Here is a 14,129-nt window from a genome sequence, read left to right as displayed (position 1 = left end):
TGCCGGCCAGGGCTTTCGCCCGGGCGCGATAATCCCGCGTTCCCGGCCGCTCCGAGCCGGGCTCTTGCCGAACCGCCATGAATCCCAGCTACAAACCCAGCGACGTCGAGTCTGCTGCCCAGGCGCAATGGAGCGCCGCCGATGCCTACCGCGTCACCGAGGACACGAGCCGCAAGAAGTACTACGCCTGCTCGATGCTGCCGTACCCCAGCGGCAAGCTGCACATGGGCCATGTGCGCAACTACACGATCAACGACATGCTCACGCGCCACCTGCGCATGAGCGGCTACAACGTGCTGATGCCCATGGGCTGGGACGCCTTCGGCCTGCCGGCCGAGAACGCGGCGCTGAAGAACGGCGTGCCGCCGGCCAAGTGGACCTACGAGAACATCGCCTACATGAAGGGCCAGCTCCAGGCCATGGGCCTGGCCATCGACTGGAGCCGAGAGATCGCCACCTGCGATCCGAGCTACTACAAGTGGAACCAGTGGCTGTTCCTGAAGATGCTCGAAAAGGGCATTGCCTACCGCAAGACCCAGGTCGTCAACTGGGACCCGGTCGACCAGACCGTGCTGGCCAACGAGCAGGTGATCGACGGCAAGGGCTGGCGCACCGGCGCCACGGTCGAGCGCCGCGAGATCCCGGGCTACTACCTGAAGATCAGCGACTACGCCGAGGAACTGCTCGAACACACCCAGCACAAGCTGCCGGGCTGGCCCGAGCGCGTCAAGCTGATGCAGGAAAACTGGATCGGCAAGAGCGAGGGCCTGCGCTTCGCCTTCACGCATGACATCAAGGACGCGAGCGGCAAGCTGATCCAGGACGGCCGCATGTACGTGTTCACCACGCGCGCCGACACCATCATGGGCGTGACCTTCTGCGCCGTGGCGCCCGAGCATCCGCTGGCCGCGCACGCCGCCACGCTCGACCCCAAGGTCGCGGCCTTCATCGAGGAGTGCAAGAGCGGCGGCACCACCGAGGCCGAGCTCGCCACGCAAGAGAAGAAGGGCGTGCCCACGGGCCTGACCGTCAAGCACCCGATCACCGAGGAGCAGGTGCCGGTGTGGGTCGGCAACTACGTGCTGATCGGCTACGGCGACGGTGCCGTGATGGGCGTGCCCGCGCACGACGAGCGCGACTTCGCCTTCGCCAACAAGTACGGCATCGAGATCATCCAGGTGGTGCTGGTCGACGACGAGCCGCACTTCGACTATCACAAGTGGCAGGACTGGTACGCGGACAAGCAGCGCGGCGTGACGATCAACTCCGACAACTTCAGCGGCATGTCGTACAAGGAGGCCGTGGCCGCCGTGGCGCATGCGCTGGGCCAGAAGGACCTGGGCGAACTGCAGACCACCTGGCGCCTGCGCGACTGGGGCGTGAGCCGCCAGCGCTACTGGGGCACGCCGATCCCCATCATCCATTGCGACGAACACGGTGCGGTGCCGGTGCCCGAAAAAGACCTGCCCGTGGTGCTGCCCACCGACTGCGTGCCAGATGGCTCTGGCAACCCGCTGAACAAGCACGAAGGCTTCCACGCTGGCGTGGTCTGCCCCGTCTGCGGCAAGCCCGCGCGGCGCGAGACCGACACGATGGACACCTTCGTCGATTCGTCGTGGTACTTCATGCGCTACTGCGATCCGAAGAACGACGAAGCCATGGTGGCCGGCGGCGCCGACTACTGGATGCCGATGGACCAGTACATCGGCGGCATCGAGCACGCGATTCTTCACCTGCTGTACGCGCGCTTCTGGACCAAGGTGATGCGCGACCTTGGCCTGGTGAAGGCCGACGAGCCCTTCAGCAAGCTGCTGACGCAGGGCATGGTGCTCAACCACATCTTCTACAAGCGCAATGAAAAGGGCGGCAAGGACTACTTCCCGCCGACTGAAGTCACGACGGTGCTCGATGCGCAGGGCCGCATCACCGGCGGCACCACCGCCGACGGCACGAAGGTCGAGTACGGCGGCGTCGGCAAGATGGGCAAGAGTGAACGCAACGGCGTCGACCCGCAGGACCTGATCGAGAAATACGGCGCCGACACTGCGCGCCTGTACACCATGTTCACCGCGCCGCCCGAAGCCACGCTCGAGTGGAACGACGCGGCCGTCGAAGGCAGCTACCGCTTCCTGCGCCGGGTGTGGAACTTCGGTGCCGCGCAGGCGGAACAGCCTGTGACCCTGGGAGGGCCGCCGACGTACGGCAAGAATGCTCAGGCGCTGCGCCGCGAGGTGCACACGGTGCTGCGCCAAATCGACTACGACTACCAGCGCATGCAATACAACACGGTGGTGTCGGGCACGATGAAGCTGCTCAACGCGCTCGAGGGCTTTAAATCCGAGGGCACCCCGGGCGACTTGGCCGCCGTGAACGAAGGCTTCGGCATCCTGCTGCGCTGCCTCTACCCGGCCACGCCGCACATTGCCCAGCAGCTCTGGAGCGAACTCGGCTATGACAAGGACCTGGGCGGCCTGCTCGATGCGCCCTGGCCCGTGGTCGACGTCGGCGCGCTGGTGCAGGACGAGATCGAGCTCATGCTGCAGGTCAACGGCAAGCTGCGCGGCAAGCTCAGCGTGCCGGCCGGCGCATCGAAGGACGAGATCGAGAAGCTCGCGCTCGCCTGCGATGATTTCGTCAACTTCGCCGAAGGCGCGCCGCCCAAGCGCGTGATCGTGGTTCCCGGCCGTCTGGTCAACGTGGTTCTTTGAACGACTCAAGCATGAACACTCGCAATGTCTCGCTGCCGCGCCGCGGCTTTCTTCTTGGACTGACGGCGGCGGGCGCTTCGCTCGGCCTGGCCGGTTGCGGTTTCGAGCTGCGCAAGGCGCCTGTCTTCGCGTTCAAGACGCTGCAGGTGTCGGGCAACTCGGCCATGATCAACCAGATCCGGCGCGAGCTGCGGGCAACCGGCACGGTGACGGTGGTAACGCCTGACACGACCACCGCCGGTGGTTCGTCTACGGCGCCGGCCGCCGACGTGGTGCTGGAGATCCTGGGCGAGGACCGCAACCGCATCGTGATCTCGACCAATTCGGCTGGCCTGGTGCGCGAGCTGCAGCTTCAGCTGAAGGTGCGCTTCCGCCTGCGCACGCCGGGCGGCAAAGACCTGCTGCCGGCCACCGACGTCTCGCAGACGCGCGACCTGAGCTTCAACGAAACCAACGCGCTGGCCAAGGAAGGCGAAGCCGACCTGCTGTTCCGCGACATGCAGTCGGACATCGCGCAGCAGCTGATGCGCCGCCTGGCCGCCGTCAAGGAACTCTGAGCCCGCGCGCTCCGGTCATTCCATTTCCATGCAACTTGCCAGCGCCCAACTCGGAGCCCACCTGCAGAAGGGCCTGAAGCCGCTCTACACGATCCACGGCGACGAGCCGCTGCTCGCACAGGAAGCGGCCGACGCCATCCGCACCGCCGCGCGCGCGCAGGGCTATACCGAGCGCAGCTCTTACACCGTGGCCGGCGCGCACTTCGACTGGAGCGCGGTGCTCGCGGCCGGGGGCTCGCTCTCGCTGTTCGCCGACAAGCAGATCGTCGAGATCCGCATTCCTTCGGGCAAGCCCGGCAAGGACGGCAGCGCGGCGCTGCAGCAGATGGCCGAGTCCGCGCCCGGCAACGACAGCACGCTCACGCTGGTGATGCTGCCGCGGCTGGACAAGGCCACGCGCACCGGCGCCTGGTTCTCGGCGCTGGAGAACAACGGCGCGAGCATCCAGGTCGACCCGATCGAGCGCAGCGCGCTGCCGCAATGGATCGCGCAGCGCCTGGGTCAGCAGGGCCAGCGCGTGATGCCCGGCGACGAAGGCCAGCGCACGCTGCAGTTCTTTGCCGATCGCGTGGAGGGCAACCTGCTCGCTGCGCACCAGGAAATCCAGAAGCTCGCACTGCTGCATCCGGCCGGCGAGCTGAGCTGGGAGCAGGTCGAAGGCGCGGTCAACAACGTGGCGCGCTACGACGTGTTCAAGCTCTCCGAAGCCGTGCTGGCCGGCAATCCGCAGCGTGTGGCACGCATGCTCGACGGCCTGCAGGCCGAAGGCGAGGCCGAAGTGCTTGTGCACTACACGATTGCCGAAGACATCCGCGCGCTCAAGCGCGTGAAGGACGCCATGGCCTCGGGCCGCCCGCTGCCGATGGCGCTGCGCGAGAACCGTATCTGGGGCCCGCGCGAGCGCGCCTTCGAGCGCGTGCTGCCGCGGCTGGACGACCGCATGCTGACCCGGCTGCTGCGCGCGGCGCATGTGGTGGACGGCATCGTGAAGGGGCTGAAGCAGCCCGACTGGCCCGCCAGCGGCTGGCAAGCCCTGCAGCGGCTGGCGCTGATGCTGTGCCGCGCATGCAGCAGCGCGGCGGCCGCTCCTCGGCGCGCCTGATCCGCTTGGGCGCGATGGCTCGAGCCATCAAAAGGCCCATGTAAGCCGGGCCACAGGTCGGCGTGGGAAAATGAAGGCATGAATGCGTTCAACGTCAGCGAGCACATGCAGACACTGGGTCTGCAAGCCAAAGCCGCTGCATTCCTCATGGCCCGTGCGGATGCAGCTACCAAAAACATAGCATTGAAGGCGCTGGCCCGGCGCCTGCGCGAAGCCGGCCCGGTGCTGGCCGTCGCCAATCAGAAAGACCTGGAGCGCGCCACCGCTGCCGGTCTCTCGGCGCCGATGGTCGACCGCCTCAAGCTCACGCCCAAGGTCATCGAGACCGTGGCCCTGGGGTGCGAACAGCTCGCCGGCATGGCCGACGTGATCGGCGAAATCATCGGCATGAAGCAGCAGCCCAGCGGCATTCGCGTGGGCCAGATGCGCGTGCCGATCGGCGTGTTCGGCATGATCTACGAGAGCCGGCCCAACGTGACCATCGAGGCGGCGAGCCTGGCCATCAAGAGCGGCAACGCGGCCATCCTGCGCGGCGGCTCGGAAGCCATCGAGTCGAACAAGGCGCTGGCGCTGCTGGTGTCGGAAGCACTGGCCGAAGCCGGCCTGCCTGTCGAGGCGGTGCAGCTGGTGCAGACCACCGACCGCGAAGCCGTCGGCCAGCTCATCGCCATGCCCGAGTTCGTCGACGTGATCATTCCGCGCGGCGGCAAGGGGCTGATCGAGCGCATCAGCCGTGACGCCAAGGTGCCGGTCATCAAGCACCTGGACGGCAACTGCCACGTCTATGTGGACGACACGGCCGAGTTCGACATGGCGCTGCGCATCGTCGACAACGCCAAGACCCAGAAGTACAGCCCGTGCAACGCCGCCGAAGGCCTGCTGGTGTCGGCTTCCGTGGCCGACGACTTCCTGCCCGAGATCGCCGCCATCTTCGCGGCCAAGGGCGTGGAAATGCGCTGCGACCCGGCTGCTGCTGCCATCCTGCGCGCCGACGAGGCGCTCGATCCGAAGGCCCGGGTGGTCGATGCGGTCGAGTCAGACTGGTCCGAGGAATACCTGGCCGCCGTCATCAGCATCAAGGTTGTGGCCGGCGTGGACGAGGCCATTGCGCACATCAACCGCTATTCGAGCCACCACACCGACGCCATCGTCACGCGCGACCATGTGCACGCACAGCGCTTCCTGCGCGAGGTCGATTCGGCCAGCGTGATGGTCAATGCGAGCACGCGCTTCGCAGATGGCTTCGAGTTCGGGCTGGGCGCCGAAATCGGCATCAGCACCGACAAGTTCCACGCCCGCGGTCCGGTGGGCATCGAAGGACTGACCTCGCTCAAGTACGTGGTGCTCGGGCAGGGCGAAGTCCGGACCTGATCCGATGCGCCCGCGTGCGGTCTTGTCATTGGGGCGGCCATCCCCAAATCCTACAATTCCGCTACACCTTTAAGCACAAAACCAACAAGGCCGCCGCATGGTTCCGCATCTCGTCACCGCCCTGACCGGCCCGATCAACGAACTGGAGCAGCGGGTGCTCGACTCGATGCCCGCCATCGAGCGCTGGTTCCGGCTCGAGTGGATGGAGCACACGCCGCCGTTCTATAGCGCCGTCGACATCCGGAACGCCGGCTTCAAACTGGCTCCGGTCGACACGAATCTGTTTCCGGGCGGCTGGAACAATCTCACCAAGGAGATGCTGCCGCTGGCGGTGCAGGCCGCGCAGGCGGCCATCGAGAAGATCTGTCCGGAGGCGCGCAACCTGCTCGTCATTCCGGAAAACCACTCCAAAAATACCTTTTATCTTGCCAACGTCGCGCAACTTGTGCGCATCTTTCATATGGCGGGGCTCAATGTGCGCATCGGGTCGATCGACCCGGCCATCAAGTCGCCCAAGAAGATCGAACTGCCGAACGGCGAGACCGTGACGCTCGAACCGGTGGTGCGCAGCAAGCGCCGCCTGGGCCTGAAGAACTTCGATCCCTGCACAATTCTGCTCAACAACGAGCTTTCTGCGGGAACGCCCGGCATCCTCGAAGACCTGCACGAGCAGTATCTGCTGCCGCCACTGCATGCAGGCTGGTCGGTGCGACGCAAGAGCAACCACCTGCACAGCTACGAGGAACTGTCCAAGCGCCTCGGCAAGCTGCTGGGCATCGACCCGTGGCTCATCAACCCGATCTATGCGCGCGCCGAAGGCGTGGACGTGGCCGAAGGCCGCGGCATCGACGTGCTGACCAGCCATGTGGACGCGGTGCTGACCAAGGTGCGCCGCAAGTACAAGGAATACGGCATCAACGAAAAGCCGTTCGTGGTCGTCAAGGGCGGCCACAGCGGCAGCGGCAGTCCGGGCGTGGTGACGGTGCGCGATGCCAAGGACGTCGAGGCGCTGATCGGCAAGTCGCGTGGCACCGCCAGCAGTGCCCTGGCCGCCAAGACCGGCGCCGGCCGCGAGCTGCGTGAACCCACCGAGCTGATCGTTCAGGAAGGCGTGCTCACCAACGAGCGCGTGCACAACGGCGTGGCCGAGCCGGTGGTCTACATGATGGATCGCTACGTGGTCGGCGGTTTTTACCGTGTGCATGCCGAGCGCGCCGCCGACGAGAACCTGAAGCTGCCGGGCGCGAGCTTCGTGCCGCTGGCTTTCTCTGAAAGTGCGCACTTGCCACAGCCAGGGGCCAAGCCTGGCGCCAGTGCACCAAACCGCTTCTACATGTACGGCGTGGTCGGCCGGCTGGCCATGGTGGCCGCCAGCTACGAGATGGAAGCGACCGATCCGGACGCCGAAATCTACGAATGATTGCCAGGGGCGGCTTGTGGCGGCTTGCGCCGACCACAGGCAACGGCAAAATAGCGGCCCCACAGCAACGGAAACAAAAGGGCGGGAGGGTGACGCAGGTGGACTAAAGTTCACACTTGCCTCACCCCGGCGTGTCTGACGCGTCGATTCCAGCAGCCTGCCCTTTTCCCATCGACTTCGTGTCAGCCCCCAAAAATATCTCAGCCGGCCTCATCGTCGGCGCCATCGGCGTCGTCTATGGCGACATCGGCACCAGCGTGCTGTATGCCGTCAAGGAAGTGTTCGGCCACGGCCACGTGCCGTTCACCGTCGAGAACGTCTACGGCATCCTCTCGATGTTCTTCTGGACGCTCACCGTCATCGTCTCCATCAAGTACGTCGTGCTCGTGCTGCGCGCCGACAACGAAGGCGAGGGCGGCCTCGTCGCCATGCTGGCGCTGGCCTCCCGCGCGGTGGCCGACAAGCCCAGGCTGCGCCACCTGCTGCTGGTGGTCGGCATCTTCGGCACCTCGCTCTTCTATGGCGACGGGGTCATCACCCCGGCCATCTCGGTGCTCTCTGCGGTCGAGGGCCTGGAAGTGGTGTCGCCGCACTTCACGCACTACGTGATTCCGCTCACGTTGGTCGTGCTGTTCTGCCTCTTCGTGGTGCAAAAGCGCGGCACGGCGGGCATCGGCAAGTTCTTCGGGCCGGTCACGCTGGTGTGGTTCCTGGCGATTGCCGTGCTCGGCGTGTCGCAGATCCTGCATCACCCCGAGATCCTGAAGGCGCTGAATCCGTTCTATGCGCTGAAGTTCATGTGGGACAACCCGGGCACCAGCTTCATCCTGCTGGGCGCCACCGTGCTGTGCGTGACCGGCGCCGAGGCGCTGTACGCCGACCTGGGCCACTTCGGCAAGAGCCCGATCCGCATCGCGTGGTTCTCGGTCGTGATGCCGGCGCTGACGCTCAACTACTTCGGCCAGGGCGCGCTGCTGCTGGAGAACCCCGAGGCGGTGAAGAACCCGTTCTTCATGATGGCGCCCGAATGGGCGCTCATTCCGCTGGTGCTGCTGGCCACGGCGGCCACGGTGATCGCGTCGCAGGCCCTGATCACGGGCGCCTTCAGCGTCACGCGCCAGGTCATCCAGCTGGGCTACCTGCCGCGCCTGAACATCGAGCACACCAGCGTGCGCACCGCGGGCCAGATCTACATTCCGTTGGTCAACTGGGGCCTGTTCGTGGCCATCGTGCTGGCGGTGGTCATGTTCCGCTCGTCGAGCAGCCTGGCCGCGGCCTACGGCATTGCCGTGACCACCGACATGCTGATCACCACGGTGCTGACCTTCTTCGTGATCCGCTACGCGTGGAAGCTGCCGCTGGCGCTGTGCATCGCATCGACGGCAGTCTTCTTCGTGGTCGACTTCCTGTTCTTCGCATCGAACCTGCTCAAGCTGTTCGAGGGCGGCTGGTTCCCGCTGCTGATCGGCGGCTTCGTCTTCACGCTGATGATGACGTGGAAGGAAGGCCGCCGCCTGATGGGCGAGGCGCAGCATGCCGACGCGATCGACCTGAAGTCCTTTCTCGGCTCGGTGTTCGTGAGCCCGCCGGCGCGTGTCGACGGCACGGCAGTGTTCCTCACGGCCGAACCGGGCACCGTGCCCAATGCGTTGCTGCACAACCTGAAGCACAACAAGGTGCTGCACGAGCAGAACATGTTCGTCACCGTGCGCAACCACGAAGTGCCGTGGATTCCGATGGACAAGCGCATCGAGATCGAGGCGCTCGGCCACCACTGCTGGCAGATCATCGTGCACTACGGCTTCAAGAACGACATCGACCTGCCGCGCGCACTCGAAAACGCGCGCATGCGCGGCTGCCAGCTGGAACCGATGACGACCAGCTACTTCCTGTCGCGCGACGTCGTGATCCCGACGCTTGGCAGCGGCATGGCACCGTGGCGCGAGAAGCTGTTCGCGCAGATGCACCACAACGCGAGCGGGGCGGCTGCGTTCCTTGGGCTGCCGAACAACGCGGTGGTGGAGCTGGGCTCCAAGATCGAAATTTGAGGCGCTGGGCGGGGCGCCTCAGTCGAATTCCCCCGGCCGTTCCTTCGCGAGCCCTTCCACGTGCGAGGCGATCGCGCCCGGCGTGGTGAACCAGATCTCGCCCCGGTCGCGCGCCTGCGCCATGTGTGCGAGCGCGGTGCGCAGGTGCCGCAGCCGGTAGGGCTGGCCCACGATGTACGGATGCAGCGCCAGGCCCATCACCAGCGGCTGCGCTCGCGACTGTTCGAGCATCTCCTCGAAGTTGTCGATCACCATTGCGCTGAAGTCTTTTGCGTCCATCAGGCGGCCGACGATCATCGGGATGTCGTTGAGCTCCTGCGGATACGGCACCGACCACAACGAGCCGCCGCCGCGTGTGCGCATGCGCAGTGGCTGGTCGTCGTGGCACCAGTTGAGCGTGTAGCTGTAGCCGGTCTCGGCCAGCAGGTCGGGCGTGACGGTGCTTTCCGAAATCCATGGCGAGAGCCAACCCGTGGGCGCCTGCCCGCTCTCGCGCAACATGCGTTCGCGGCAGCGCTGCAGCAGCGCGCGTTCGTGCTCCTCGTCGAGCACGCCCTGGCGTTCGGCGTTGCTGTGCCCGTGGCCGATCAGTTCGTCGCCGCGCGCCACCAGCGCCTGGACCAGCTCGGGGCAGTGGTCGTACAGCGCGGTGTTGACGAGCGCGCCGGTGGGCAGCGCGAGCGCGTCGAACAGCTCGAGGCAGCGCCACGCGCCGACGCGGTTGCCGTACTCGCGCCAGCCGTGGTTGAGCACGTCGGGCTGCGGCGAGGCCGGGCCGATGCATGCGCCCAGCCCGTCGCCAAAGGCAAAGTGCTCGACGTTGAAGCCGATGTACACCGCCAGTCGCGCGCCGTTCGGCCACACGTAGTCCGGCCGCCGCGTGATGGGCCAGTAGTCGAAGCGGTCGTGCGTGGGAAGCCGGTCGGGCCAGCGTGTCGTCATGCCGATGGCCTCACAGCACGGCGAGGCCGGCGCGCACCAGCAGCCATTCGGCGCTGTCGTTCCACACGTCCATCTGCACGATCAGGCCGTGGCGCACCACGTAGCGGTCGACATAGCGATTGCCTTCGAAGGCCGTGCCGTCGGGCCATGCCCCGTAGAGCGTGCCGAGGCTGTAGACCACCGTTTCTTCGGGCGTGCCACCGGCCACCGTTTCGGTGCGCTCGATCTTCTTCTTGACCCACGCATAGCGCTTCGCGTTGAAGGCGGAGGTGTCGCCGGGCGCCTGCATTGGCCGGTTGCCGGTGAAGCGGATGCGGATGTCGGGCGCGGTGAAGCGGGAGGCCGACTGCGGGTCGGGAATCATCACCAGGCGAAGAAACTCGTCGACCACGGCGGCGGGGTCGAGCGCGGGGTTGCTCTGCTGCGAAACGGATGCGTCCACGGGGTTCTCCAATCTTGCTGGGCCATGGCGGTGCACGGCGGGGTGTCGCGACTGCGTTCGTGCAATTCCCGTGCCTGATGGTTGACATTATGGAATTCAGATTGTTGACAATTTTGCGTTGCCGGCCTCCCGGCACAATCGCCCGATGCGATTCCTCAAGCCCGGCCGGACGCATGAAGAAAAGGCCCCGGCCGGCAAGGACATCGCCGCTTCCGGCAACATCGCGCCCGATATCCCGGTGGCAGCCGCCGCTCCCGGCACCGCAAGAAAGAACGCCTGATGAAAAACATCCTCTTCGTCGCCGATCCGCTCGATCACTTCAAGATCTACAAGGACACGACCTTCTCGATGATGCGCGAGGCGCAGCGCCGCGGCCACCGCATCGCGGCCTGCCTGCCGCAGGACATTCAGTGGAAGTCGGGCGGCGTGGTCACGGCCACGGTGCAGCAGATCACGCTGACCGGCGACCCGAAAGATTGGTACAGCGTCGACATCACCGAGGCCAAGGCGCTGAAGGACTTCGACGCCGTGCTGATGCGCAAGGACCCACCCTTCGACGCCGAATACATCTACGCCACGCACCTGCTGGAGCAGGCCGAGCGCGAGGGCGCGCAGGTGGTGAACAAGCCGCGCGCGCTGCGCGACCACCCCGAGAAGCTCGCGATCATGGAGTTTCCGCAGTTCACCACGCCCACGCTGGTAACGCGCAGCTCGCAGGCCGTGCGCGACTTCCATGCGGAGCACGGCGACATCATCCTGAAGCCGCTCGACGGCATGGGCGGCATGGGCATCTTCCGCGTGCGGCAAGACGCGCTGAACCTCGGCTCCATCGTCGAGACGCTCAACAAGGACGGCGCAGAGACGATCATGGTGCAGCGCTTCGTGCCCGAGATCGTGCAGGGCGACAAGCGCATCCTGATCATCGCGGGCGAGCCGGCGCCCTTCGTGCTGGCGCGCATTCCCCAGGGCACCGAAGTGCGCGGCAACCTGGCGGCGGGTGGCAAGGGCGTGGCGCAGCCGCTGACCGCGCGCAACCGCGAGATCGCCGAGACCGTGGGCCGTGCGCTCGCGCCGCGCGGGCTGCTGCTGATCGGGCTCGACGTGATCGGCGACTCGGTGACCGAGATCAACGTGACCAGCCCGACCTGCTTTCAGGAAATCACCGAACAGACCGGCTTCGACGTGCCGGCGATGTTCATCGATGCGCTGGAAGAGACCCTGCGCAAGCAGGGCCGCTGACGCAGCAGCAGGTCAGAAGTCGATGGTGCCGCTCACCGCGAAGGTGCGCGGTGCACCCAGCACCAGGTAGTTGCTGCCCTGCGTGCCACCCACCGAGGCCCAGTACGACTTGTTGAACAGGTTGTCGATGCGCGCACGCAGCGTGAGCGCACGACCGTTGCCGAGGTCGACCAGGTAGCGCGCGCCGATGTCGAAGCGCGTCCACGACGGTATCGACTGCGTGTTGGTGGCGTTGGCGTACTGCTTCGAGGTGTACAGCACGCGTGCGTTCAGCGACAGGTTGCGCACGCCGGGCACGTCCCATTCGGCGCCGAGGTTGGCCTGCTGCTTGGCCACGCCGATGGCGGTGAGGCCGTCGGTCGCGCCGCCTTGCGTGTTCTTCTGCTTCGCGTCGAGCAGCGTCAGGCCGCCGAGCAGGCGCAGGCCCTTGGTGGGCTGGCCGAACACCGAGAACTCGAGGCCCTGGTTGCGCTGCTTGCCGTACAGGCCGTAGGTCTGGCCCGAGTAGTAGTAGGTGGGCTGGTCGGTGGTGAAGAACGCGGCGCTGGCGCCGAGCGTGCCGCCGTCGTACTTGACGCCGACTTCCTTCTGCTTGGCTTGGTAGGGTGCAAAGATTTCGCCGGCGTTGGTGACGGGACGGTTGTTCACCGTGGTGCCCGCGACGTTGCCCTTGACGAGGCCTTCGATGTAGTTGGCGTAGGCCGACACGGTCGGCGTGATCTTGAACACGACGCCGGCCACCGGCGTGGTCTTGCTCTTGTCGTAGGTGCTCGTCTGCTTGAGCGTGGTGTAGGCGAAGCTGGTCTGCTCGATGGTCTGGCGACGCGCGCCGAGGGTGACGAGCAGGCGGTCGTCCATGAAGGACATGGTGTCGGCGATGGCCACGCTCGAGGTGTCGATCTTGTCGGTCAGGCGCGGGTCTTCCAGCGTGTTGCCGGTGAAGGCGTTGGCGACCGGGTATGCCGTTGCGTACGGTGCGTAGATGTTGTTGCGGATGGTGCCGCGCGAGATCGTGTACGCGTTGTCGCGGTCGTTGCTGTACTTGGCGACCGAGGCCACCACAGTGTGCTTCACCGGGCCGGTCGCGAAGTTGCCGCGCACGCCGAGTTCGGCGGTGCCGATGCGGTCCTTGCGGGTGTTGCTGAAGCGCGTGTTGCTGGTGTTGCCGAACGAGTCGGTGAGCGTGGGGTTCGACAGCACGTTGTCTTCGTCGCTGCGGCGCACGCCGCCGGCGGCCCAGGCCGTGATGTTGTCGGTGATGTCGACTTCGCCGCGGAAGGTGGCGAACTTGTCCTTTTCCTTCGAGTAGGTCCAGGGCTGGGCGAAGTTGGTGCGGGCGTCGGGTGCGCGGGGAATCGGCAGCGTCGAAGAGGGCGTCAGGCTCGGGCGGCCGTCCTTCAGGTCGTAGTCTTGGTAGCCGAAGTCGGCCGACAGGCGCACATTGCGGTTGTGCCAGTCGAGGCCCACGCCGAAGGCGCTGAGCTGCTGGCTTTCGTTCTTCACGCCGGTGCCTCCCTCGCGGCGCACGGCATTCACGCGAATGCCCAGGCTGTCGTCGGGACCGAAGCGGCGCGCCAGGTCGAGGTTGACGAAGCCCTGGCCGCCGGTCTGCACGCCGAAGCCGACACGGGTGAGCGGCTCGTTGGGCGCGCGCTTGGGCAGCAGGTTGATCGCGCCGCCGATGCCGCTGCCGCCGGGCGCGGCGCCGTTCAGGAAGGTGTTGGCGCCGCGGAATACTTCCACGCGCTCGAAGAATTCAGAAGCGATGTACTGGCGCGGCAGCATGCCGTAGAGGCCGTTGTACGAGACGTCGTCCGAGTAGACGGGGAAGCCGCGCACCACGTACAGCTCCTGGAAGTTGCCGAAGCCGCGCGCCTGGCGCACCGACGGATCGTTCAGCAGCACGTCGGCCACGCTCTTGGCCTGCTGATCCTGGATCAATTCGTTGGTGTAGTTGGTACTGGAGAACGGCGTGCTCATCATGTCCTGGTTGCCCAGGATGCCGACCCGCCCGCCGCGCGCCACCTGGCCGCCCGCATAGGGCTTGGTCAGGCCTTCGGCCGATGCATCGGCGCTGGCTTCCACGGTCACCGTGGAGAGCGTGCCGCTGGCCGATGCCGCAGCCGGCTCGGCAGTGGTGGTTTGGGCAATGGCGGCCACGGTGTTGAGCGCGAGCAGCGACGCGACCACGGTCGGCCGGAGGAAGAAACGGGGAGCGGGCATGGACGATCCAGATAAGATGCAAATGAGAACGGTTATTGTTCACTCGATTGCATCCACCTGTTGATACTTTCTTGCAA

The 14,129-nt window shown here is 66.1% G+C and carries 11 protein-coding genes; 8 read left to right on the top strand and 3 right to left on the bottom strand.

Features of this window, described 5'->3' with window-relative positions; genetic code table 11:
• Positions 1-77: 77 nt before the first annotated feature.
• The 6 genes from leuS to ACSFCA_RS30150 all read left to right on the top strand — a co-directional run bounded on the left by leuS (position 78) and on the right by ACSFCA_RS30150 (position 9,206).
• Positions 78-2,708 carry a leucine--tRNA ligase gene (gene leuS, locus ACSFCA_RS30175; RefSeq protein ID WP_435462066.1) on the top strand — a complete coding sequence of 877 codons (2,631 nt, stop codon included), beginning with the start codon at positions 78-80 and terminating at the stop codon, positions 2,706-2,708.
• 11 nt (positions 2,709-2,719) lie between these two features.
• Complete coding sequence (locus ACSFCA_RS30170; RefSeq protein ID WP_435462065.1) at positions 2,720-3,265, top strand: LPS-assembly lipoprotein LptE; 546 nt, start codon at positions 2,720-2,722, stop codon at positions 3,263-3,265.
• Between the two features lie 28 nt (positions 3,266-3,293).
• Positions 3,294-4,367, top strand: coding sequence for a DNA polymerase III subunit delta (holA, locus tag ACSFCA_RS30165; RefSeq protein ID WP_435462064.1), 1,074 nt, complete (start codon positions 3,294-3,296; stop codon positions 4,365-4,367).
• 78 nt (positions 4,368-4,445) lie between these two features.
• Positions 4,446-5,738, top strand: a complete 1,293-nt coding sequence (locus ACSFCA_RS30160) for a glutamate-5-semialdehyde dehydrogenase (RefSeq protein ID WP_093076969.1) — start codon at positions 4,446-4,448, stop codon at positions 5,736-5,738.
• A 97-nt stretch (positions 5,739-5,835) separates the two neighbouring features.
• On the top strand, positions 5,836-7,158 hold the full coding sequence (gene gshA / locus ACSFCA_RS30155; RefSeq protein WP_435462063.1) for a glutamate--cysteine ligase: 1,323 nt from the start codon (positions 5,836-5,838) through the stop codon (positions 7,156-7,158).
• Positions 7,159-7,337: 179 nt separating this feature from the next.
• A complete protein-coding gene (locus ACSFCA_RS30150; RefSeq protein WP_435462062.1) occupies positions 7,338-9,206 on the top strand; it encodes a potassium transporter Kup in 1,869 nt (622 codons plus the stop codon).
• An 18-nt stretch (positions 9,207-9,224) separates the two neighbouring features.
• On the opposite strand, the gene ACSFCA_RS30145 is transcribed toward ACSFCA_RS30150, so the two are convergent.
• Together ACSFCA_RS30145 and ACSFCA_RS30140 are read right to left on the bottom strand one after the other, a co-directional pair.
• Positions 9,225-10,148, bottom strand: a complete 924-nt coding sequence (locus ACSFCA_RS30145; RefSeq protein ID WP_435462061.1) for a polysaccharide deacetylase family protein — start codon at positions 10,146-10,148, stop codon at positions 9,225-9,227.
• 10 nt (positions 10,149-10,158) lie between these two features.
• The gene (locus ACSFCA_RS30140) at positions 10,159-10,590 is read right to left on the bottom strand and encodes a hypothetical protein (protein ID WP_093175659.1); all 432 of its coding nucleotides are present in this window, start codon (positions 10,588-10,590) and stop codon (positions 10,159-10,161) included.
• 145 nt (positions 10,591-10,735) lie between these two features.
• On the opposite strand from ACSFCA_RS30140, the gene ACSFCA_RS30135 reads away from it, so the two are divergent.
• Complete coding sequence (locus tag ACSFCA_RS30135; RefSeq protein WP_258351589.1) at positions 10,736-10,870, top strand: hypothetical protein; 135 nt, start codon at positions 10,736-10,738, stop codon at positions 10,868-10,870.
• Positions 10,870-11,829: a glutathione synthase gene (gshB, locus tag ACSFCA_RS30130; RefSeq protein WP_093076974.1), complete on the top strand. Its 960-nt coding sequence runs from the start codon at positions 10,870-10,872 to the stop codon at positions 11,827-11,829. The genes ACSFCA_RS30135 and gshB overlap by 1 nt, the downstream gene beginning before the upstream one ends.
• A gap of 12 nt (positions 11,830-11,841) precedes the next feature.
• Here the strand turns inward: gshB and ACSFCA_RS30125 are convergent, their stop codons facing one another.
• The gene (locus ACSFCA_RS30125; protein WP_258351588.1) at positions 11,842-14,052 is read right to left on the bottom strand and encodes a TonB-dependent receptor; all 2,211 of its coding nucleotides are present in this window, start codon (positions 14,050-14,052) and stop codon (positions 11,842-11,844) included.
• Positions 14,053-14,129 lie beyond the last annotated feature (77 nt).

The organism is Variovorax multivorans (assembly GCF_051216835.1).
GTDB lineage: Bacteria > Pseudomonadota > Gammaproteobacteria > Burkholderiales > Burkholderiaceae_C > Variovorax.
The sequence above is the reverse complement of the archived record's forward strand: the minus strand, read 5'-3'. Positions and strand labels throughout refer to the sequence as shown.

What these genes read in the sequence shown, in the direction of transcription:
- ACSFCA_RS30170 (WP_435462065.1), top strand. Translation starts at nt 2,720, where the DNA reads ATGAACACTCGCAATGTCTCGCTGCCGCGCCGCGGCTTTCTTCTTGGA.
- gshB (WP_093076974.1), top strand. Translation starts at nt 10,870, where the DNA reads ATGAAAAACATCCTCTTCGTCGCCGATCCGCTCGATCACTTCAAGATC.
- ACSFCA_RS30160 (WP_093076969.1), top strand. Translation starts at nt 4,446, where the DNA reads ATGAATGCGTTCAACGTCAGCGAGCACATGCAGACACTGGGTCTGCAA.
- holA (WP_435462064.1), top strand. Translation starts at nt 3,294, where the DNA reads ATGCAACTTGCCAGCGCCCAACTCGGAGCCCACCTGCAGAAGGGCCTG.
- gshA (WP_435462063.1), top strand. Translation starts at nt 5,836, where the DNA reads ATGGTTCCGCATCTCGTCACCGCCCTGACCGGCCCGATCAACGAACTG.
- ACSFCA_RS30145 (WP_435462061.1), bottom strand. Translation starts at nt 10,148, where the DNA reads ATGACGACACGCTGGCCCGACCGGCTTCCCACGCACGACCGCTTCGAC.
- ACSFCA_RS30125 (WP_258351588.1), bottom strand. Translation starts at nt 14,052, where the DNA reads ATGCCCGCTCCCCGTTTCTTCCTCCGGCCGACCGTGGTCGCGTCGCTG.
- ACSFCA_RS30135 (WP_258351589.1), top strand. Translation starts at nt 10,736, where the DNA reads ATGCGATTCCTCAAGCCCGGCCGGACGCATGAAGAAAAGGCCCCGGCC.
- leuS (WP_435462066.1), top strand. Translation starts at nt 78, where the DNA reads ATGAATCCCAGCTACAAACCCAGCGACGTCGAGTCTGCTGCCCAGGCG.